Annotated in this window: 22 protein-coding genes; 16 read left to right on the top strand and 6 right to left on the bottom strand. The window is 68.2% G+C overall.

The genetic code is table 11. From position 1 onward, the window contains the following. Nucleotides 1-11 precede the first annotated feature (11 nt). The gene (locus tag ABSY19_RS13750) at nt 12-344 is read left to right on the top strand and encodes a hypothetical protein (protein WP_382163540.1); all 333 of its coding nucleotides are present in this window, start codon (nt 12-14) and stop codon (nt 342-344) included. After that, entirely contained in the window at nt 341-1,051 is a 711-nt protein-coding gene (locus ABSY19_RS13745) for a hypothetical protein (protein ID WP_382163538.1), read from the top strand. Before ABSY19_RS13750 ends, ABSY19_RS13745 begins: the two co-directional genes overlap by 4 nt. Before the next feature lie 24 nt (nt 1,052-1,075). On the opposite strand, the gene ABSY19_RS13740 is transcribed toward ABSY19_RS13745, so the two are convergent. Continuing rightward, nucleotides 1,076-1,663 (bottom strand): NADPH-dependent FMN reductase, encoded by a 588-nt coding sequence (locus tag ABSY19_RS13740; RefSeq protein WP_382163537.1) that lies wholly within the window; start codon nt 1,661-1,663, stop codon nt 1,076-1,078. A gap of 137 nt (nt 1,664-1,800) precedes the next feature. On the opposite strand from ABSY19_RS13740, the gene mnmG reads away from it, so the two are divergent. From mnmG to ABSY19_RS13690, 10 genes are all read left to right on the top strand, one after another. Further along, on the top strand, nt 1,801-3,768 hold the full coding sequence (gene mnmG / locus ABSY19_RS13735; protein ID WP_382163535.1) for a tRNA uridine-5-carboxymethylaminomethyl(34) synthesis enzyme MnmG: 1,968 nt from the start codon (nt 1,801-1,803) through the stop codon (nt 3,766-3,768). Further along, a complete protein-coding gene (rsmG, locus tag ABSY19_RS13730) occupies nt 3,765-4,439 on the top strand; it encodes a 16S rRNA (guanine(527)-N(7))-methyltransferase RsmG (protein WP_382163534.1) in 675 nt (224 codons plus the stop codon). The genes mnmG and rsmG overlap by 4 nt, the downstream gene beginning before the upstream one ends. Nucleotides 4,440-4,500: 61 nt before the next feature. Further along, on the top strand, nt 4,501-5,115 hold the full coding sequence (locus tag ABSY19_RS13725; protein ID WP_382163532.1) for a LysE family transporter: 615 nt from the start codon (nt 4,501-4,503) through the stop codon (nt 5,113-5,115). Nucleotides 5,116-5,126: 11 nt separating this feature from the next. After that, entirely contained in the window at nt 5,127-5,897 is a 771-nt protein-coding gene (locus tag ABSY19_RS13720; protein WP_297399002.1) for a ParA family protein, read from the top strand. A gap of 16 nt (nt 5,898-5,913) precedes the next feature. Continuing rightward, on the top strand, nt 5,914-6,453 hold the full coding sequence (locus tag ABSY19_RS13715) for an RBBP9/YdeN family alpha/beta hydrolase (protein ID WP_382163530.1): 540 nt from the start codon (nt 5,914-5,916) through the stop codon (nt 6,451-6,453). A 20-nt stretch (nt 6,454-6,473) separates the two neighbouring features. Further along, nucleotides 6,474-7,400 carry a ParB/RepB/Spo0J family partition protein gene (locus ABSY19_RS13710; protein ID WP_382163528.1) on the top strand — a complete coding sequence of 309 codons (927 nt, stop codon included), beginning with the start codon at nt 6,474-6,476 and terminating at the stop codon, nt 7,398-7,400. Nucleotides 7,401-7,556: 156 nt separating this feature from the next. After that, nucleotides 7,557-9,113, top strand: coding sequence for a methyl-accepting chemotaxis protein (locus tag ABSY19_RS13705; RefSeq protein WP_382163526.1), 1,557 nt, complete (start codon nt 7,557-7,559; stop codon nt 9,111-9,113). Between the two features lie 93 nt (nt 9,114-9,206). Next, entirely contained in the window at nt 9,207-10,016 is an 810-nt protein-coding gene (locus ABSY19_RS13700; protein WP_382163524.1) for a YbaY family lipoprotein, read from the top strand. Nucleotides 10,017-10,272: 256 nt separating this feature from the next. After that, entirely contained in the window at nt 10,273-10,935 is a 663-nt protein-coding gene (locus ABSY19_RS13695; RefSeq protein ID WP_382163522.1) for a response regulator, read from the top strand. After that, nucleotides 10,919-12,793 (top strand): ATP-binding protein, encoded by a 1,875-nt coding sequence (locus ABSY19_RS13690; RefSeq protein ID WP_382163520.1) that lies wholly within the window; start codon nt 10,919-10,921, stop codon nt 12,791-12,793. The genes ABSY19_RS13695 and ABSY19_RS13690 overlap by 17 nt, the downstream gene beginning before the upstream one ends. A 21-nt stretch (nt 12,794-12,814) precedes the next feature. Here the strand turns inward: ABSY19_RS13690 and ABSY19_RS13685 are convergent, their stop codons facing one another. Together ABSY19_RS13685 and ABSY19_RS13680 are read right to left on the bottom strand one after the other, a co-directional pair. After that, nucleotides 12,815-14,239: an FAD-binding oxidoreductase gene (locus tag ABSY19_RS13685; protein WP_382163518.1), complete on the bottom strand. Its 1,425-nt coding sequence runs from the start codon at nt 14,237-14,239 to the stop codon at nt 12,815-12,817. An 85-nt stretch (nt 14,240-14,324) separates the two neighbouring features. Continuing rightward, on the bottom strand, nt 14,325-14,552 hold the full coding sequence (locus ABSY19_RS13680; RefSeq protein WP_382163517.1) for a hypothetical protein: 228 nt from the start codon (nt 14,550-14,552) through the stop codon (nt 14,325-14,327). A gap of 201 nt (nt 14,553-14,753) precedes the next feature. On the opposite strand from ABSY19_RS13680, the gene ABSY19_RS13675 reads away from it, so the two are divergent. Further along, nucleotides 14,754-15,320 (top strand): cob(I)yrinic acid a,c-diamide adenosyltransferase, encoded by a 567-nt coding sequence (locus ABSY19_RS13675; RefSeq protein WP_291119221.1) that lies wholly within the window; start codon nt 14,754-14,756, stop codon nt 15,318-15,320. Beyond that, nucleotides 15,317-15,676, top strand: coding sequence for a hypothetical protein (locus ABSY19_RS13670; RefSeq protein ID WP_382163515.1), 360 nt, complete (start codon nt 15,317-15,319; stop codon nt 15,674-15,676). Before ABSY19_RS13675 ends, ABSY19_RS13670 begins: the two co-directional genes overlap by 4 nt. A 12-nt stretch (nt 15,677-15,688) precedes the next feature. On the opposite strand, the gene ABSY19_RS13665 is transcribed toward ABSY19_RS13670, so the two are convergent. Further along, complete coding sequence (locus ABSY19_RS13665; RefSeq protein ID WP_382163513.1) at nt 15,689-16,111, bottom strand: hotdog fold thioesterase; 423 nt, start codon at nt 16,109-16,111, stop codon at nt 15,689-15,691. Nucleotides 16,112-16,236: 125 nt separating this feature from the next. Here ABSY19_RS13665 and ABSY19_RS13660 point away from each other — a divergent pair, with 125 nt between their 5' ends. Then, entirely contained in the window at nt 16,237-17,634 is a 1,398-nt protein-coding gene (locus ABSY19_RS13660; RefSeq protein ID WP_382163512.1) for a hypothetical protein, read from the top strand. Here the strand turns inward: ABSY19_RS13660 and ABSY19_RS13655 are convergent. Then, complete coding sequence (locus ABSY19_RS13655; RefSeq protein ID WP_382163510.1) at nt 17,523-18,824, bottom strand: solute carrier family 23 protein; 1,302 nt, start codon at nt 18,822-18,824, stop codon at nt 17,523-17,525. The genes ABSY19_RS13660 and ABSY19_RS13655 overlap by 112 nt on opposite strands. A 211-nt stretch (nt 18,825-19,035) precedes the next feature. Between ABSY19_RS13655 and ABSY19_RS13650 the strand changes: the two genes are divergently transcribed. Further along, a complete protein-coding gene (locus ABSY19_RS13650; RefSeq protein WP_382163508.1) occupies nt 19,036-19,725 on the top strand; it encodes a TerC family protein in 690 nt (229 codons plus the stop codon). A 34-nt stretch (nt 19,726-19,759) separates the two neighbouring features. On the opposite strand, the gene fahA is transcribed toward ABSY19_RS13650, so the two are convergent. Then, a complete protein-coding gene (gene fahA / locus ABSY19_RS13645; RefSeq protein ID WP_382163796.1) occupies nt 19,760-21,082 on the bottom strand; it encodes a fumarylacetoacetase in 1,323 nt (440 codons plus the stop codon). Nucleotide 21,083: the final 1 nt, after the last annotated feature.

The following is a 21,083-nucleotide window of genomic DNA, read 5'->3' as shown; positions in this document are numbered from 1 at the left end:
TGTGTGCCTTCTTGAACTCGACCTCTCTCCAGAGCTTGCGCATTGAGTCGATGTCCCTGGATTTTTCACGCCCGGTTTTTCCTGGCAACGCAGTCCGGGCGCTGGCCGTGGACCACGGCCTCTTTCCCGAGGAATACCCACGGGGCAACGAGCGCTCGCTCGCCACGGTGTTGAATCACCTGGAGCTGACGCTCATGGTGGCACCCGAGCGGTGGCACGCATTGGAGCCGAGTCTGACGCGGCTGGCGGCAGATTTCCCCGCCCGGGAGCGGGAAATTACGCAGCAGTGGATGGCCGACATGTGGCCGCTGGTCATCCCCCCACGTTCGATGCAACATCCATGATGGATGTGGACTCTGATTTTTCGATCGGTGGACAGCCGATCGATGGGCTCAGGCCACCCCAGCCGATGGAAGACCTGCGGCGGGCGTGCACCCAGATGCTTGCTCTTCTGGATGACCTGGACAAGAGCGCCAAGACGCAGGCGCTCGGGCAATGGGTGCGCGAGGTGTGCGGGTCGGGCTTGCCGGCGCATGAGCGAGCCCTGTTGATCGGGGAGTTTGCGCTTCAGGTGCGTGATCTGGAGCCCTCCGAAGTGGCGGAGTCGGCCTGGCGCCTTTGCCTGGATGGATTGGCGGGAATTGCCCAAAGCCTTCCTCGCGATCCGGCACTCAACGGGCTATTGCAGCAAATCGCAGGCGCTTTCCCGGTGCTTCGGACGGTGCGCTACCCCAACAATCCCATGATCGCCATCGCGGAGTGCTGCCACCGGATGGGCCAGGCGGGATACCCGGGGGTGGTGTCGGCGCTTTACCTCACCGCGGCTTCTCAGATGGCCGCGAGTCTGGAACAGGGCGCGAAGGATTGCTCTCTTGCCTTCGGCAATTTGCTCCGGTACATCAAGCAGGGGGTCGAGGCGGGCGATGAGGTACCGATGCAGGTGATCGAGGTGCTCGACCCTGCGGTGGCCGGTTGGACGGAGCGCCATGGTGGCTCGGTGCAGGAGGCGTGGAGGGAGTTTCTCCGCCTGATCCCCGGGGCGGCACGCTGAACAGCGGCCCGTCCAAGCCAGGGCTTAAGGTGCAAAACGCTGCGCGGCCCAGAGCGCCTGATCGACCACGCCCTGCACGCCCTGGCGCGCGGGCTCGGCCAGTTGCCCGCTGGCATCGAAGGCCTCGCCCGCCCGCGCCAGCGCGAACTGGCGCGGGGTCAACCAGCACTGCAAATTCAATAGCAGTGGAGACAGGTGGGACAGGCTTCTCAGGCCACCCAGGCCGCCCGGTGAGGCGCTCAGCAGGCCCACCACCTTGCCGGCGAAGGGCTTGAGTCCGTCGCCCCACTCGGGGTCGCCCTTGACGGGGCTGGAGACCCAGTCGATGGTGTTCTTGAGCAGGCCGGTGTAGCTGCCGTTGTACTCGGGTGAGCAGATCACCCAGGCCGGGTGAGCGCAAAAGATTTCCTTGAGGCGGATCGCGGCGGCCGGCGTGCCGCGCGCTTCCAGGTCGGCGTTGTACATCGGCAGGTCGAAGTCGGCCAGTTCGAGGTGGGTCACCGGGGCGCCGGCGGCGCGAGCGAGGTCGGCCGCGACCTGGGCCAGGCGGCGGTTGTGGGATTGGGCGCGGGTGCTGCCCGCGAAGACGAGGAGGGGTGGAAAGGTGCTCATGGCCGGGATTCTGGCACCGCCGCCGCGCAGCATTCCTGCGTTCCGTGAGAGGGTGGAAGGGGCAGGAAATCCCCAACGGTGGGACAATCGCAGGTTGCCCGGGCGCACCGGGCCTGCATTTCCCCGGAAGAAGCACCATGTTGTACCCACAGGAATTCGATGTCATCGTCGTCGGCGGCGGGCACGCCGGCACCGAGGCCGCGCTGGCCGCCGCGCGCATGGGCTGCGCCACGCTGCTGCTCACGCACAACATCGAGACCCTGGGCCAGATGAGCTGCAACCCGTCGATCGGTGGCATCGGCAAGGGGCACCTGGTGAAAGAGGTGGATGCGCTGGGGGGCGCCATGGCGCTGGCCACCGACGAGGGAGGCATCCAGTTCCGCATTCTCAACAGCTCCAAGGGCCCTGCCGTGCGCGCCACGCGCGCCCAGGCCGACCGCGTGCTCTACAAGGCCGCGATCCGCCGCACGCTGGAAAACCAGCCCAACCTCTGGCTGTTTCAGCAGGCGGTGGACGACCTGATGGTCGAAGGTGACCGGGTGGTGGGGGCTGTGACGCAAGTGGGCATCCGCTTCCGTGGCCGCACCGTGGTGCTGACGGCGGGCACTTTCCTGGACGGCAAGATCCATGTGGGCCTGAACAACTACGCGGCCGGCCGCGCGGGCGACCCGCCGGCGGTGTCGCTCTCGGCCCGCCTGAAGGAGCTGCAGCTGCCGCAGGGCCGCCTGAAAACCGGCACGCCGCCGCGCCTGGACGGCCGCAGCATCGACTATTCCAAGTGCACCGAGCAGCCGGGCGATGGCGTGCCCGGCGGCATGAATCCGGACCGGCCGGTGCCGGTGTTCAGCTTCATGGGCAGCACGGCGATGCACCCGCAACAGGTGCCGTGCTGGATCACGCACACCAATCAGCGCACGCACGACATCATCCGCTCGGGCTTCGACCGCAGCCCCATGTTCACCGGCAAGATCGAGGGCGTGGGCCCGCGCTACTGCCCGAGCGTGGAAGACAAGATCAACCGCTTCGCCGACAAGGACAGCCACCAGATCTTCCTGGAGCCCGAGGGCCTGACCACGCACGAGGTCTACCCCAACGGCATCTCGACCAGCCTGCCGTTCGACATCCAGTACGCGCTGGTGCGCAGCATGCCGGGGCTGGAGAACGCGCACATCCTGCGCCCGGGCTACGCCATCGAGTACGACTACTTCGACCCGCGCTCGCTCAAGAACAGCTTCGAGACCAGGCAGATCCAGGGCCTGTTCTTCGCCGGCCAGATCAACGGCACCACGGGTTACGAAGAGGCGGCGGCGCAAGGCCTGTTCGCCGGGCTGAATGCCGCGCTGCAGTGCCGCGGCGAAGCGGCCTGGCTGCCGCGCCGCGACGAAGCCTACCTGGGCGTGCTGGTGGACGACCTCGTCACCCAGGGCGTGACCGAGCCCTACCGCATGTTCACCAGCCGCGCCGAGTTCCGCCTGCAGCTGCGCGAGGACAACGCGGACATGCGCCTGACCGAAGCCGGCCGCCGCCTGGGCCTGGTGGGCGATGCGCAATGGGACGCCTTCTGCCGCAAGCGCGACGCGGTTTCACGTGAAACAGAGCGCCTGAAGGCGACCTGGGTGAACCCGCGCAACCTGCCGGCGGAAGAGGGCGAGCGGGTGCTGGGCAAGGCGATCGAACACGAGCACAACCTGTTCGATCTGTTGCGCCGGCCCGGTGTGGCCTACGCGGACCTCGTGGGCATGGACGGCGGCAAGCACGCGGCGCCCGAGGTTTCACGTGAAACACTGGCCGAGTTGCTCGAACCGGTGGTGGAGCAGCTGGAGATCGCCGCCAAGTACTCGGGTTACATCGACCGCCAGAAGAACGAGGTGGAGCGCGCCGCCCACTACGAAGGCCTGAAACTGCCGGCCGACCTGGACTACCTGCAGGTGACGGCGCTGTCGTTCGAGGCGCGGCAGAAGCTGGCGAAGCACCGGCCCGAGACCCTGGGCCAGGCGTCCCGCATTTCGGGCATCACGCCGGCCAGCATTTCCCTGTTGTTGATCCACCTGAAGAAGGGTGGCTTCAAGGGCTTTGCCACCTTGCCTGCCGACGCCGCCGCATGAGCGATCTGCGCACCACCCTGCAGGCTGGGCTGCAGTCGCTTCGGCTCGACCTCGATGCCCGTCAAGTGGACCTGCTGCTGGACTACCTCGGCCTGCTCCAGAAATGGAACAAGGTCTACAACCTCACGGCCGTGCGCGATCCGGCCGAGATGATGACGCACCACCTGTTGGACAGCCTGGCCGCCATCGGCCCGCTGCTGCGGCAGACGCAGGGCAGGGCGCTGCACCTGCTGGATGTGGGGTCGGGCGGTGGACTGCCTGGCGTGGTCATCGCCATTGCCTGCCCGCAGATCCAGGTGAGCTGTGTGGACACGGTGGCCAAGAAGGCGGCCTTCATTCAGCAGGCGGCGGCCACCCTCAAGCTGCCCAACCTGCGGGGCCTGCACGCGCGGGTGGAAAGCCTCAACGCGCTTTCGGGCCAGGGCTACGACGTGGTGTGTTCGCGCGCCTTTGCCTCGCTGGTCGACTTCACCAACTGGTCGCGCGGCGCCCTGGCCGAGGGCGGCCTCTGGATGGCCATGAAAGGCAAACATCCGGCGGATGAACTCGATGCCCTGAACGCCGCCGCCCCCGGGGTGGATGTGTTTCACGTGGAACAGCTGCAGGTGCCCGCCCTGGAGGCCGAGCGCTGCATCGTCTGGATGCGCCCGGGCCCCCCCGCTGTTGCCTGAACATCACAGCCGGCGCGTGGCGGGCGCTTAAACTCGACCCTCCACTTCTCGGGGTTCCTCCATGTTCGGCATTGCAGATTACGGCGCTTTCGTGGCCGCCATCGTCCTCTTTTTGCTCATTCCCGGACCCGGGAATCTGGCGCTGATCACCTCCACCAGCAAGGGTGGGGTGAGCGGCGGCTTGGCCGCCACCTTCGGCGTGATCGCGGCGGACCAGGTGCTGATGTGGCTGGCCGTGGCCGGTGTGGCGGCTTTGCTCGCGGCTTACCCGGCGGCCTTCAGCGCGGTGCAGTGGCTGGGCGCGGCCTACCTGGCCTGGCTGGGCTGGAAGATGCTGACCGCCAAACCCGGCGACGCCCCGGTGCTCAACATCCGCCCGCGCCAGTACTTCCAGCAGGCGGCGGTCATCACCCTGCTCAACCCCAAGGCCATCGTGTTCTACATGGCCTTCTTCCCGCTGTTCGTGGACCCGGCCCGCCACCAGGGCCTGATCACCTTCGGCGCCATGGCCGTCACCGTGGCCGCTCTCACCTTCCTCTATGGCCTGGTGGCCGTGCTGCTCACCCACTTCCTGGCCGCGCGCCTGCGCGCCAACCCAGTCATCGGCCGCACGCTGGAGAAGCTGGCGGGGGTCTTCCTCATCGGCTTCGGCATCAAGCTGGCCCTCTCCAAATAAGAAGCAGCACCATGGCGAAAATCTTTTGTGTGGCGAACCAGAAGGGCGGGGTGGGCAAGACCACCACCACCGTCAACCTCGCCGCCGGCCTGGCCAAGGTGGGCCAGCGGGTGCTGATGGTGGACCTGGACCCCCAGGGCAACGCCACCATGGGCTCGGGCGTGGACAAGCGGCAGATGGCGCTGTCGGTGTACGACGTGCTGCTGGAGTCGGCCTCGGTGGCCGAGGCGGCGGTGTATTCGGAGAAGTGCGGTTACCACGTGCTCGGCGCCAACCGCGAGCTGGCCGGAGCCGAGGTCGAGCTGGTGGAGGTGGAGCGGCGCGAGAAGCGCCTGAAGACCGCCCTGGCCGAGGTGGGCGATGCCTACGACTTCGTGCTGATCGACTGCCCGCCCAGCCTGTCCATGCTCACCCTCAACGGCCTGTGCGCGGCGCACGGCGTGATCGTGCCGATGCAGTGCGAGTACTTCGCGCTCGAAGGCCTGACCGATCTGGTCAACACCATCAAGCAGGTGCACGCCAACCTGAACAAGGACCTGGCCATCATCGGCCTGCTGCGCGTGATGTTCGATCCCCGCATCACCTTGCAGCAGCAGGTGAGCGACCAGCTCAAGGCCCACTTCGGCGACAAGGTGTTCGACACCGTGATCCCGCGCAACGTGCGCCTGGCCGAAGCCCCGAGCTACGGCCTGCCCGGCGTGGTGTTCGACCCGGCGGCCCGTGGCAGCCAGGCCTTTGTGGCTTTCGCGCAGGAAATGGTCGCGCGCATCGGCAAGCTCTGAGCGGAGGGTGTTTCACGTGAAACCTCAGAACATCCTCATCCTCCCCGGCTGGCAGAACAGCGGCCCCGACCATTGGCAGAGCCGCTGGGAGGCCAGCCACGGCTACCGCCGGGTGGAGCAGCACGACTGGATGCGCCCCAAGCGCGGTGACTGGATCGCCCGCCTCGAGGAGGTGTTGCTGGACTGCGACGAGCCCGCCGTGCTGGTGGCGCACAGCCTGGGCTGCCTGCACACGGCGGCCTGGGCCTCGCACTCGAAGAACACCGATCGCGTGAAGGCCGCGCTGCTGGTGGCCCCGGGCGATGCCGAGCGGGAAGAGATGCGCCCCGTGTTGCCCAGCTGGTCGCCCATCGCCCTGCAGCGCCTGCCGTTCCCCAGCGTGCTGGTGGGCAGCCGCAACGACCCGTACTGCAGCTTCGAGCGGGCCCAGGCGTTTGCCATGGCCTGGGGCTCGCGCTTCGTCGACCTGGGCGAAGCCGGCCACATCAACGCCGAGTCCGGCCTGGGCGACTGGCCGACCGGCCATGCCGTGCTGGCCGAACTCATGAACCTCTGACAATCGAAAGAAGAAGATCCATGGTCACCAAGAAACCCAAGGGCCTCGGCCGCGGACTCGAAGCCCTGTTGGGCCCCAAGGTGGAAGAGGGCACCACCGCGCCGGCCGCCACCGAGGGCGCGCCCAGCAGCCTGCCCGTGACCGAGCTGGTGGCGGGCATGTACCAGCCGCGCACCCGCATGGACGAGGGCGCGCTGTACGAGCTGGCCGAGTCGATCAAGGTGCAGGGCGTGATGCAGCCCATCCTGGTGCGCCAGCTGGCCGACGGCCCGAACGCCGGCAAGTACGAGATCATCGCGGGCGAACGGCGCTTCCGCGCCTCCAAGCTGGCTGGCCTGGACAGCGTGCCGGTGCTGGTGCGCGACGTGCCCAACGAGTCCGCCGCCGCCATGGCGCTGATCGAGAACATCCAGCGCGAAGACCTCAACCCGCTGGAAGAGGCCTACGGCCTGCAACGCCTGGTGAAAGAGTTTGGACTCACTCACGAGCAGGCGGCCCAGGCCGTGGGGCGCTCGCGCAGCGCCGCGAGCAACCTGCTGCGCCTGCTGCAGCTGGCCGAGCCGGTGCAGACCATGTTGATGGCGGGCGACCTCGACATGGGCCATGCGCGCGCGCTGCTGGCCCTGGACAAGGCCCACCAGATCACCGCCGGCAACCAGATCGCGGCCAGGAAGATGTCGGTGCGCGAGGCCGAGGGCCTGGTGAAGAAGCTGGGCGCCGAATTCGCGCTGGCGCCGCAGAAGCTCAAGAAAGAGAAATCGCGCGACATCCGCCGGGTGGAAGAAGAGCTGGCCGACCTGCTGACGGCGGACGTCGAGGTGCGGGTCAAGAAGCGCGTGAAGCGCCACGGCCGCTTCGAGGACATGGGCGAGGTGGTGATCCAGTTCGGCTCGCTGGAGGCCCTCAACGGCATCATCGACCGGCTGCGCGGCACCGCTGCCCACTGACGGCCCCGCCTGCGCCGGAGAAACAAGCCTGTTTCTCCCGGCTTTTTCCCGCATTGCATCACTTGACAGCCGCATAACCTGAGCTGGCCCGGTCTTGCGGCGTTGTGCCTTGCTCTGAAAGTTGCCACTCGACTTGGGCCACCTGAGGAGGTACCCATGTCGCAACGCTTGAATCTGGGGCAGCGGCTGCTGCTCATCAATGCCACGCTCGTCGTGCTGCTGCTGGCCGTCGCGGCCACGGTCTGGATCATGATGGGCCGGGTGGTGGATGCCGCCAAACGCATCAACGAAACCAACGTGCCCCAGCTGCAGATCATTGCCGAGCTGGAGCTCAACGTCACCCGCACTTCGCTGCAGGTGCGCCACGCGATCCTCTCGCGCAACCCCCAGGAACTCGACGCCACGCTGGCGGACATCGGCGAGAAGAAACGCCTGCTGCTCGACGCGCTCAAGATGTTCGGCGAGGGCATGATCGACGACGCCGGGCGACAGGCCTTCGCGCCCCTGCCGGCCCTCATGACCGAGTTCTGGCGCATCGGCGAGGCCAACGTGAAGCTCATCCAGGAAGGCAAGAAGGACGAAGCCTTCGCCTACCTGGTGGACCACACCATCCCCGCGCGCAATGCCCTGTTGAAGCCCTTGGCCCAGGAGAAGAAGCGCCAGGGCGAGCGCCTGGCCTACCGCATCGACGAGATCGAGAGCCTCTCGAAGCTCGACCGCAACATCGTGGTGGTCTCCGTGGTGGTCGTTGCCCTGGGGCTGGCCGGGCTGGCGATCTACCTGCGCAAGGTGGTGCGCTCCCTCGGCGCCGACCCCGATGAACTCAAGCGCATCGCCGACGCGGTGGCGTCTGGCGACCTCGGCGTGTCCATGCGGGTGCGCGAGGGCGACACGCACAGCGCCCTGGCCAAGCTGCGCACCATGACCGAACGGCTGGCCACGTCCGTGCACGCCGTGCGGCAGGGCGCCGAGGCCGTCTCCAACGGCAGCGCGGAAATCGCCTCGGGCAACAGCGACCTCTCGCGGCGCACCGAAAGCCAGGCCAGCGCGCTCGAGCAGACCTCGGCATCGATGGAGCAGCTGGGCAGCACCGTGACCCAGAACGCGGAACACGCGCGCACCGCCAACCAGCTCGCGCAGGGCGCCTCCAGCGTGGCCCAGCAGGGCGGCGAGGTGGTGAACCAGGTGGTCGACACCATGAAGGGCATCGAGAACAGCTCGCGCAAGATCGCCGACATCATCGCGGTGATCGACGGCATTGCCTTCCAGACCAACATCCTGGCGCTCAACGCGGCGGTGGAAGCCGCGCGCGCCGGTGAGCAGGGCCGGGGCTTCGCGGTGGTGGCCGGCGAGGTGCGCAACCTCGCGCAGCGCTCGGGGCAGGCCGCGAAAGAAATCAAGGACCTGATCGGCGAGAGTGTGGAGCGCGTGGAACGCGGCGTCACCCTGGCCGACAAGGCCGGCACCACCATGCAGGAGGTGGTGGGCAGCATCCGCCGCGTCTCCGACCTGGTGGGCGAGATCACCAGCGCCAGCGCCGAGCAGAGCGCCGGGGTGTCTCAGGTGGGCGAGGCTGTTCTGCAGATGGACCAGACCACCCAGCAGAACGCCGCGCTGGTCGAGCAGATGTCCGCCTCGGCCACCAGCCTGCGGCAGCAGGCCGAAGACCTGGTCCGGGCGGTGGCGGTGTTCCGCCTGGGCGCGGCGGCCTGAGCCCGGTTGCAGGCTTTCACAGGCGGAGCGGGCACTTCTGAGCACAATGGGGTGGCTGTCCCGCACACCACCCCATTTTTCAGGAGCCTCCCGATGACGATGTCGAACCTCTCCAGCCAACGCGTGTCCCGCCGTCCCCTGCTGGGCGCCCTGGCCACCGGCCTGCTGCTCACGGCCTGCGGCACGCCCGTCACCAACCCGCCGTCCTACACCGTGACCGGCACGGCCCGCTTCGAGGGGACGATCGCCCTGCCGCCCAACGCGGTGCTTGACGTGTCGGTGGCCGACGTGTCCCGCGCCGATGGCGGCTCCGTCACGCTGGCCCACTTCGCCGGCCCCGCCAGCGGCCCGCAGCCGCTGCGCTTCAGCCTGCCGGTGGAGCAGCGGCGGGTGCAGGAGAAGGGCAGCTACTCGGTGCGCGCCGAGATCCTGGTGGATGGCAAGGCCTTGTACGTCACCGACAGCGCCTACCTCGTGCTCGGCCACTCGGGCACGACCCATGCCGACGTGCTGCTGCGCCCGGTCGACACCCGTGCGCAGCCCGCCGCGCCCAGGATCGAGAACGTGCGCTGGGTGCTGGTGTCGCTCGACGGCCAGCCCCTGCCCGCGCAGGACCCGGCCAAGGCGCCGCACTTCGTCTTGAACAGCGACGGCCGCCGTGTGACCGGCTCGGGTGGCTGCAACGAACTCATCGGCACCTACACCCTGAACGGCCAGGCCCTGCAGATGCTGCGCGGCCCACGCCGCGAACTGCAGACCTGTGTGGCCGACATGGAGCGCGAACGCGCCTTCATGTTCGCGCTGGCCACCACCGAACAGTGGGCCATGCAGGGCCCGCGCCTGCGCCTGCTGGACCGGCTGGGCGCACAGGTGGCGGTGCTGGAGGCGCGCCCGGCGCCCTGACGCCCACCGATCGAACCCCCCGGGGTACACGCATCGGGGTGCCGGTGCGTCGATTCGTTCCTTGAACAGAGTCCTTCAATGACTCATGACGCGAACTCGTGCGTCATGTGCGTTGTGGTGCGCGCGCCGAAATAGATTGCGCGGCTGAGCGTTCTTGAGCCCAGGCCCTCTTTCAGAAGGGCCCATACGAACAATTCAAGAACCGAGGGAGGGCATCCAACATGGGTTCGTTATTCCTGCGTTCATCTCCCGCGCGATGAGCCATTTCGACATCCTCATCGTCGAAGATCACCCGATGATGATCCGTTCGATCACGGCCAGCCTGGCGGTGCTGCACCCTCAGGCCCACGCGGACTGTGGCGTCGTGATCGTGGGCTCGCTGATGCAGGCGAAGAAGCGCCTGCTGCGGCGGCGCGAGCCGCCGGGCTTGGTCATTGCCGATCTCAATCTGCCGGATTCCCGGGGGTTGGCCACCTTGCGCGCCCTGCGGGAGGTGGCGCCGGGCATCGCCATCGTCGTCTTCAGCGCCAGCGACGACAAATCCACCGAGCAGGCCGCACTCGACCTGGGTGCGCAGGCCTTCATCTCCAAGTCGGCGCTGCCTCAGAACTTCGTCCAGAAGCTCCAGCCTTTCCTGCCAGGATCGGCAACGCCGTGCGCTCCGGGTCTGTCGGTGCCGGCCAGCGCGGGGGAGGCACCACATCACCCCGTTGACCTGCTCACGGAGCGCCAACGTGCGGTGCTGGCCGAGGTGGCCAGTGGCTATCGCAACCGGGAGATCGCGTTGCGCCTCAAGATTGGTGAGCAGACCGTCAGCACCCATCTGAACACCATCTTTCAACGTCTGGGCGTGCAGAACCGGACTCAGGCCTCCATGCAATACATGGCATGGGTCAAAGCGCATGGCTTGCTGGGTTAGACAGCTGCTCACGGCGGCCCTGCTGTTCGGGACTTGGGCCGGTGCGGCCGCGATGGCGCTGGACCCCGTCACGGACCGAGTGCCGCTGTGGTCGGCGCTGCAGGCCGTGGCCGACCCCCAGGGCGAATACGGTCCCGAGCAGATCGCTGCACGGGTCGCATCGGGTCAGGCGGCCCGCCTGCCGCACGCCAACCACGCCTTTGGCCAGGGCCTGCCTTACCCCTACTGGGCGCAGCTCACCCTGAACAACCCCGACGCCAAGCCCCGATCCTGGGTGCTTACCTACGAGCTGCCGACCCAGGATGAGGTGCGGCTGTGGCTGCAGGACGATCGCGGGCAGTGGGTGGAGCATGCGCAACTGGAGCGTCTTCGTCCCCTCGCCATCTCCTCCGGCCTGCTCTACCCAGCCTGGCGGCTTCACTTGCAGGGTCGGCAGGAGGTGCGCCTGGTGCTGCGGCTCGATGGCTACAACCTCATGCGCTTTCCTCTGTTTGCGATGCAGGACGACGCCTTCGTGCTGACGCAGGGAAAGCTGCACCTGGGCATCGGCATGATGCTGGCCGTGCCCCTGGTGGTGGTGCTGTACGTGCTGACGCTGATCCCGGTGGCGGCGGACCGCTCACTGCCTCTGTTCCTGGCCATGGCAGCCTGCGAGATGCTGGGAGCCACGTGGGTTTCCGGCGCGATGCACCATTTGCTGCCGTGGCTGGATCGCTGGCAGACCGGGTGGCTGGGCTGGGCCGGCTACGTCGGCCTGCTCGGACTGAGCGCCTTGCACGCCCGGGTGTTCCTGGACACGCGTGCCGAGGACCCCATGGCGGACCGTCTGCTGCGCCTGGGCGCCTGGCTCTGGCTGATGGTCGTGCCGCTGGTGGCGTGCCTCTGGCCCTCCACCTCCCGTCGGATGCTGGTGATGGGCGGCACTGTCTACGCCTTCGCCATGATGATCCTGGCCTTGCGCCACGCCATCCGGCGCGCGGAGATGCACCGCTTGCTGTTTCTGGCCGTGTGGGGGGTCTACGCGTTCTCGGGCCTGCTGTACGTGCTCTATCGGCTGATGGAACTGCCCATCCATGTCACCCTGATCTCCAACTTCGTGCAGGGCGCCCTGGTGGCGGCCTTGCTGGGTTGTGCGGTCAGTGCGCAGATTCTGCGCAGGCGCAACCTGCTGCGCGCCAGCGTCTCGCGGGCGCAAGACCGCAGCCTGCTTTACGCCGCCGCGCAGCACGACCTTCTGCAACCACTGCAGAGCGTGAACCTGTACGTGCAAGCTTTGCGGGATGCACCCCTGCGCAAACAGGAGGGGCTTCTGCAAGGCATTGACGAAGCCATGAGAACCGTCAACGACTTCATGGTCAGCATGCGCCAGATGAGCACGAACGAGCAACCCGTGCTGGACCTCAAGGTGGTCAGCCTGCACGCCGTGCTCGAACCCGTGGTGCAGGAGTTTCGCCAGTGGACGCGGGCACACCACATCACCCTGCGCTACCTGCCGGTGCACCGGCTTGTTCGCACCGACGTGTTGATGCTGCAGCGCATCGCCCGCAATCTGCTGTCCAACGCCTTGCGCTACACGGACGAAGGCGGCCGCATCCTCATCGGCTGCCGCCGCCGGCGGGGGCGCCTGTGGCTCATGGTGATCGACACCGGCATCGGCATGAGCGAGGCCGATGCGGCCCGGTGCTTCGAGGCATTCCAGCGCGGCGGCGAGCTGGAGCGCGTGCCCGAGGGCATGGGAATTGGCTTGTACAGCGTCAAGCGCATGGCGACCTTGCTGGGGCAGTCGACCAAGCTCGCTAGCGTGCGCGGCAAAGGAACTTCGGTGGGCGTGTCCGTGACGGAATGCGCCTCCATGTGAGAGGCATGCAGCTGGAGGACCTCAAAGCGCGAAGATCTTCCCCGGGTTCATGATGTTGTCCGGGTCGAGCGCGCGCTTGATGGTGCGCATCATGTCGACCGCGCCGGTGCCGGCTTCGGTCACCAGGAAGTCCATCTTGTGCAGGCCCACGCCGTGTTCGCCGGTGCAGGTGCCTTCCAGGCTCAGCGCGCGCGCCACCAGCTTGTGGTTGAGTTCCTCGGCCAGCGTGTGCTCTTCGGGCTTGTTGGGGTCGATCAGGTAGCCGAAGTGGAAGTTGCCGTCGCCCACGTGGCCGACGAGGAAGTAGGGCAGGCCGGCCGCGTCGGCCTCGCTCACCGAGTCCAGCAGGCAGTCGGCCAGGCGGCTGATGGGCACGCAGGTGTCGGTAGAGATCGCGCGGCACCCGGGCTTGCTCTGGATCGCGGCGAAGTAGGCGTTGTGCCGCGCCGTCCACAGGCGCGTGCGCTCCTCGGGCGTGTCGGCCCATTCGAAGGCGTTGCCACCGAACTCGCTGGCGATCTCCTGCACCGTCTCGGCCTGTTCCTTCACGCTCGCGGGCGAGCCGTGGAACTCCATCAGCAGCATGTTCTCTTCGCGCAGGCCGAGCTTGCTGTGCGTGTTGACCATGCGCACGGTGTTGTGGTCGATGAGTTCGCAGCGCGCGATCGGCACGCCGAGCTGGATCACCTGGATCACGGTGCGCACCGCGGCTTCGATGGTGGGGAAGGAGCAGGTCGCGGCCGAGATGGCTTCGGGCAGCGGGTAGAGCTTGAGCGTGATCTCGGTCATCACACCCAGCGTGCCTTCGCTGCCCACCATGAGGCGCGTGAGGTCGTAGCCGGCGCTGCTCTTTCTGGCGCGTGTGCCGGTGCGGATGACCTCGCCGCGCGCGGTGACGACTTCGAGTGCCAGCACGTTCTCGCGCATGGTGCCGTAGCGCACCGCGTTCGTGCCCGAGGCGCGCGTGGCCGACATGCCACCGATGGAGGCGTCGGCGCCCGGGTCGATCGGGAAGAACAGGCCTTCGCTTTTGACCGCCTCGTTGAGCGCCTTGCGCGTCACGCCGGGCTGCACGGTCACGGTCAGGTCTTCGGCGTTGATGGACAGCACGCTGTTCATGCGGCTCACGTCGATGCTGATGCCGCCCTGTACGGCCAGCAGGTGGCCTTCGAGCGAGGAGCCCACACCGAAGGGGATCACCGGCACGCGGTGCTGGGCGGCCAGCTTCACGGCATCGGCCACGTCCTGCGTGCTCTCGGCGAACACCACGGCGACCGGCGGCGGCACCTCGTACACCGACTCGTCGCGCCCGTGCTGTTCGCGCACCACCAGGGCGGTGGAACATTGCGCGCCGAATCGCGCCTGCAGGGCCGTGAGGAACTCGGCCGGGACGGCGCGCTGGTGGACTTCGGGGGTGAGGTGGCTCAGGGCGGTGGGGGCGTTCATGGGGCTTGTCTCCGGCAGCAGTGGGGTGTGCAGCCGGTCAGTTTAAGCCTTGGGGGCCGCCTTGTGCGGCCCGGGCGCCCCGCCCTCAGCGGCGGGCGGGCAAGAGGGCGGTGTGGGGGTTCAGGCGCACGGGACGCGGGGTGTCGGCCTGGCGCGAGGACGGGGTGAAGGCGGAGAGGGCGTGGCGCGTGGGCGGTGCGACCTGCACGCTGGAGAGACCGGCCAGCCCCAGGGCGCAGGCGGCCATCAGCTGCACGCTGCGTTTCTCGAAATCCGAGATGGAGAGCGGGGACTGGAGACGAAAGCGGGACATCGGTGTGACTCCTTTGAAACAGGGAACGAAGCCGCATTACGCCCGTATCACCGGCCCGGGCCAAGCGCTTTTGCCTGCCGTTGCGCTCTGCTAAACACCTTTGCCTCAGACACATTTCCCCTCATCCGGTTACGGGTTCCGGCCGGATGCCCGACCTCGGGGACAATCGCTGTCTCACCATCGGCCAACAAGAGGCATTTCATGGGCAACCGACTCACCCAGATCGCCACCCGCACCGGCGACGCCGGCACCACCGGGCTGGGCGACAACACCCGCGTTTCCAAGGACAGCCTGCGCGTGCACGCCATGGGCGACGTGGACGAGCTCAACTCGCACATCGGCGTGCTGCTGTGCGAGGAGATGCCCGAGGGCGTGCGCCAGCTGCTGGTGGAGATCCAGCACCAGTTGTTCAACCTGGGCGGTGAGCTTTCCATCCCGGGCTTCGAGCTGCTCAAGCCCGAGGCCGTGCTCGCGCTCGACGAGGCGCTGGCCACGCACAACGAGGCCCTGCCGCGCCTGCAGGAGTTCATCCTGCCCGCCGGCAACCGCGCGGCCAGCCAAGCCCACGTGTGCCGCACGGTGGCGCGCCGCGCCGAACGCGCCGTGGTCGCATTGGGTCAAGCCGAAGAGCTGAAGGAAACGCCGCGCCAGTACCTCAACCGCCTGAGCGACCTGATGTTCGTGCTCGCGCGCGTGCTCAACCGCATGAACGGCGGTGACGACGTCTATTGGAAGAGCGAGCGTCTGGCCAAGGCCGACGCACCATGAGGGTCGCCGTCGCCGCCTGGCTGGTGTTGGGCCTGGCCACCGGGGTGGTGGGGCCTGCCGCCGCGCAAGGCAAGGGCAAGAAGGCCGACACGGCGAGTGAGGTGACGCTGGTGTGCGAGGCGGCCTACCAGCCCGCGCGCACCACGTGGACGCGCAGCGTGCGCATCGGCTACGACAAGAAGCGCGTGCGCTCGGTGCACATCGACGGCGTGCCGGTCTACACCTTCACGGTGCGGGAGACCGTGATCCTCACCGCGGTCGACAACGAGCGCATCCAGATCGACACCGCCGCCCAGACCTGGACCAGCGACTTCCGGGGCCAGGCCACGGCGCAGGGGCGCTGCGAACGCGGCTGAGCCGCCGACCGGTCAGCGCGGCCCCAGCACCGCCATCGTGATGCGCGAGACGCAGGTGAGTTCGCCCGCCTCGTTCGTCAGGTCGATCTGCCAGACCTGCGTGGTGCGGCCGATGTGCACCGGCCGCGTGACGCCGGTCACCCAGCCGCTGGTGGCGCCCTTGAGGTGGTTGGCGTTGATGTCCAGGCCCACCGCGCGGTGGCCTTCGGGGCAGCTGTAGGCCGCACCGCACGAGCCCAGCGTCTCCGCCAGCACCACGCTCACGCCGCCGTGCAGCAGGCCATACGGTTGTTTGGTGCGGGTGTCCACCGGCACGCGGGCGCGGATGAAGTCGTCGCCGACCTCCAGGAACTCCACGCCGAGGTGTTGCACGGCGGTGTCCTTGTGGATGGCGGTGAGTTCGGCGACGGAGATGGGTTTTTTCCAGATGGGCAAGGTCGGGCTCCTGTGATGGTGGCGCCACTATAGGAGACGGCCGGTTTCCCGCGCCGAAGGCGGCGAATGCCTACAGACAGCGGCGGCGCGCGCCCGCACCATCCAGGTTGGAGCAACCCCCTTTCATGACACTCGCACGCCGCTGGGCCCTGGCCGCAGCCGCCCTGGTGGCGCTGTTGGTGTTCGCCTGCCTGGCCGTGTGGGCGTGGCTGCCCAGCGATGACGAGCTGGCGCGGCGGGTGGAGGCCGAATTCGAGGCCCGCCTGGGCCAGAAGCTCGTGGTGGGCGTGGTGCGCTGGCGCGTGCTCGGCGTGCCGGAAGTCGAGGTGCTGGACGCCCGCACCGAACAAGCCGAAGCCATCGAGGTGCGGCGCATCGCGATCCGCCCCCAGCTCATGCCCTTGTGGCGCAAGCAACTGGTCATCGACCGCCTGGAGGTGGATGGCGCCGTGGTGCCGCGCAAGGCGCTGGCCGCCTACCGGGGCAAGACCACGGACAGCCAGGCGGGCGCGCTGGTCCTGCGCTCGATCGTGTTCACCGACGTGACCTACATCTCCTACAGCGAGGTGCCGGTGGTGTACGAGGGCGAGATCGAGCTGGACGAGGACCGTCGGCCGGGCCGCCTGCAGATCCGCCGGCCGGACGCGAATCCATCGGTCTCGCTGGACGCCACGCGCGACGGCCGAGCCGAAGGCGGCGCGGACCTCTACCAACTGCGTGTGCAGGCGGGTGGCGGATCGGCGAACGGCCAGGCACGGCTGGCCACCTCGGCCGACGGCCGCATGTTGCTCCAAGGGGAACTCGCGCCACGGCGTGTGGACGTGGCTGCGCTGATGGACGCCTTTCACCGGCGCTCGTTCGTCGGTGGCCTTGCCTCGGGTCGGACGGAGCTGAGCGCCGAAGGCGACACGGCGGTCGAGCTGTTCCGCTCGCTGCGCACGCGCAGCGTGCTCGACGTGGAGCGCGCCCGCATGCTGCGCATCGACCTGGACAAGGCCATCAAGTCCCTGGGCGAGGACCGCGCCGGCCAGACGCCGCTGGACAGCCTCAGCGGCGTCATGGCCACGCGCAACACCGAACAGGGCATGCGGACGGAGTTCACCGAGGTGAAGGCGGTGGCAGGCAGCTACAGCGCCACGGGCAAGGCCACGTTGCACCGCCAGCAGATCGACGCGCAAGGGGAGCTGGCGATCGGCGGCGGCATCGTGAGCGTGCCCTTCGCCGCGAAGGGGCCCACGCGCGAGCCGGCGGTGGAGATTTCCTGGGGCGCCCTGGCCGGGGCGGCGGTCGGCACGGCGATCCTGCCGGGCATCGGCACCGCCATCGGATCCCGGATCGGTGGCGCGGTCAGCGGGCCGCCGAAGGTGGGGGCGGACAAGGCCGCCCCGAGCGCACGCGCCGGTGAAGAGGCTCAGGCCTTGGGCGTGGCCCGGCCGCGGTTGAGCAATGCGTACAGGATGATCGCGCCGAAGGTGGCCGTTCCGATGCCCCCCAGCGCGAAGCCGCCGAACTTCAGCGTGTAGTCGCCCGTGCCCAGGATCAGCGTGATCGCGGCCACCAGCAGGTTCTTGTTGTCGGAGAAATCGACCTTGTTGTCGACCCAGATCTTGGCGCCGGCGATGGCGATCAGGCCGAACACCACGATGGACACGCCGCCCATGACGGCCAGCGGAATGGCCTGGATCAGCGCGCCGAACTTGGGGCTGAAGCCCAGCAGCACGGCCATGAGGCCGGCCACCAGGAAGATCGCGGTGGAGTAGATCTTGGTCGCGGCCATCACGCCGATGTTCTCGGCGTAGGTCGTCACGCCGGTGCCGCCCGCGCTGCCGGCCACCATGGTGGCCACGCCGTCGCCGATGAAGGCGCGGCCCATGTACTGGTCCAGGTTGCGGCCGGTCATGGCGGTCACGGCCTTGATGTGGCCCAGGTTCTCCGCCACCAGGATGATGGCCACCGGCGCGATCAGCAGCATGGCGTTCATCTGGAACACCGGCGCGCTGAAGCTGGGCATGCCGAACCAGGCGGCGTTGGCGATGCCGGAAAGGTCCAGCGGCTTGCCCATGCCCAGCCCGTTGGTGAGCACGGCGTAGAGGATGCTGGCGATGATCAGGCCCATGAGGATCAGCAGGCGCTGGACCATGCCGCTGGTGAACACGGCCACCAGCGCCACGCAAACGAATGTGATGCCCTGCATCCAGGCATCGAAGCCGGTGGGCGCCATGTTCTTGATGGGGATGCCGGCCAGGTTCAGGCCGATCACCGCGACCACCGCGCCGGTGACCACCGGCGGCATGAAGCGCTCGATCCAGCCCGTGCCCACGGCCTGCACGATGGCGCCGATGAGGGTGTAGACCAGGCCGCAGGCGATGATGCCGCCCAGCGCCACGCCGATGTTGGCGTTGGGGCCCGGGCCCGCGTAGCCGCTGGCGGCGATCACCACGCCGATGAAGGCGAAGCTCGAACCCAGGTAGCTGGGCACCTTGCCGCCGGTGATGAGGAAGAAGATCAGCGTGCCGATGCCGCTCATGAGGATGGCGACGTTGGGGTCGAAGCCCATCAGGATGGGGGCGAGCACCGTGGCGCCGAACATGGCGATCAGGTGCTGCACGCCCATCACCGCCGTCTGTGGCCAGGGCAGGCGCTCATCGGGCGCGATCACGCCGCCTTGGTTGAGCGTGGAAGCCGATTTCTCCGTCCAATTGAACATGCCCATGGCACGGTCTCCTCGTTGTCGTGTTGTGAAAAAAGGCGCCCCTCGCGCCGCAGGCATTGTGCCCGCAAAGCCTCTGAGCCGCAGCAGACTTAACACGCTTAAGTTTCGGCCCCAAGGCGCGCAAAGTTTACGCAGAACCCCGCATGAGGGAGGCCGTTTTTCGCTCCTAAAGTGCGCCTTCACCCTTCAAACCCGAAACGCTGGAGACACCATGGAATTCCTCAGCACCGCCGACTTCTGGGTCGGTCTGGTGAAGATCATCTGGATCAACATCATCCTGTCGGGCGACAACGCCGTCGTCATCGCCCTGGCGGCGCGCTCGCTGCCGGCCGAGCAGCAACGCAAAGCCATCCTGTTCGGCTCGGGCGCGGCCGTGGTGCTGCGCATCGTGCTCACGGTGGTGGCGGCCAAGCTGCTGGAGCTGTCGTTCCTGCAGGTCATCGGCGGCGTGCTGCTGCTGTGGATCGGCTACCAGCTGCTCAGCGGCGACGAAGACGGTGAGGACGGGCACCACAAGGGCACGGGCACGATGATGGCCGCCATCCGCACCATCCTGATCGCCGACCTGGTGATGAGCCTGGACAACGTGATCGCCGTGGCCGCGACGGCGCAGGGCAACATGGTGCTGCTGGTCCTGGGCCTGGCGATCAGCATTCCGCTGGTGGTCTTCGGCTCCACGCTGATGATCAAGCTCATGGGGCGCTTCCCGGTCATCGTGACCCTGGGCGCCGCCCTGATCGGCTGGGTCGGCGGCGAAACCGTCGTCAACGACCACCTGATGCAGGGCTACACCATGGCCCACCCCTGGCTGCACTACGTCGCGGCGGCCACGGGTGCGCTGCTGGTGGTGGGGCTGGGCAAGTTCATGCAGGCCCGCGCCACGAGCAAGGCCGAGGCCTGAGCCGGGGCGCCAGCGCCCTGGCCCAGTCCGTCTCTCAACCGATCGCGGGCAGCACCTCGCCCCGGCTCTCGCCGAAGCCGATGCGCGCCGCGCCCGGCTTCTCGCACCAGCCGCGCAGGATCACCGTGTCGCCGTCTTCCAGGAAGCGGCGCTGCGTGCCGATGCCCGGCAGCGGCACGTCCTTCGTGCCGCCCACGCTGAGTTCCACGATGGCGCCGGCCTCGGCGTGCGTGGGGCCCGAGATGGTGCCGGTGCCCAGCAGGTCGCCGGGCTGCAGGTTGCAGCCGCCCACGCTGTGCTGCGCAACCATCTGCGCGATGGTCCAGTACTGGTGGCGAAAGCTCGTGGCCGAGAGGCGGTCGGGCGCGATGCCGCGATCGCGGTGCTCGCGCGACTCCAGCCGCACTTCGAGCTGCACGTCCACGCCGCCGCGCTCGCTGTTGGCCGCGCTGTCCAGGTAGGCCAGCGGCTGCGGCTCGTCGGCCGGGTGCGCGAAGGGCACGCGGTAGGGGGCGAGCGCTTCCAGCGTCACGATCCAGGGCGAGACCGTGGTGCAGAAGTTCTTGCCGAGGAAGGGGCCGAGCGGCGCCATTTCCCAGAACTGGTGGTCGCGCGCCGACCAGTCGTTGAGCAGGCACATGCCGAAGATGTGCTGCTCGGCCTCGGCCAGCGGAATCGGCTGGCCCATGGCGTTGCCCGGGCCGATGTAGAAGCCCATCTCCAGCTCGTAGTCGAGCCGGCGGCAGGGGCCGTAGACCGGCGCGGCGGCGCCCGGTGCCATGGCCTGGCCCATGGGGCGGCGAAACGCCGTGCCGCTGACCACCACGCTGGAGGCGCGGCCGTGGTACGCGATCGGCAGCCACTGGAAGTTGGGCGTGAGCGGGTCGTCCGGGCGCATCACGCGGCCCACGTTGCGCGCGTGGTGGATCGAGGTGTAGAAGTCGGTGTAGTCGCCGATGCGCGTGGGCACGCGCATCTCCACCTCGGCCTGCGGCACCAGGCTGGCGCGCAGCGCGTTCACGCCGGGGCCGTTGGCGCCGGTCTTGAGCAGGTCGAACAGCGCGTGGCGCAGCGCGCGCCAGGCGGTCGGGCCCAGGGCCAGGAAGTCGTTGAGCGCGTCGCCGGTGCAGGCGTTGACGGCCTGCGCGGCCGGGCCCGAGACCGCGTTGTCGCGCGCGATCGCGGCCAGGTCGATCACCTGGTCGCCGATCGCCACGCCACCGCGGAAGGCCTCGCTGGAACCCTTGCGGCGGAAGACGCCGAAGGGCAGGTTCTGGATCGGGAAATCGATGCCCGGGGCGTTGGCCGATTCGAGCCAGCTGCGGGTGTTCGCGTCGTGGGTGTGGTTGAGTTCCATG

The sequence above is a fragment of the Hydrogenophaga sp. ANAO-22 genome (assembly GCF_042466645.1).
GTDB lineage: Bacteria > Pseudomonadota > Gammaproteobacteria > Burkholderiales > Burkholderiaceae_C > Hydrogenophaga.
This window is presented reverse-complemented; position numbering and strand designations above follow the sequence as displayed.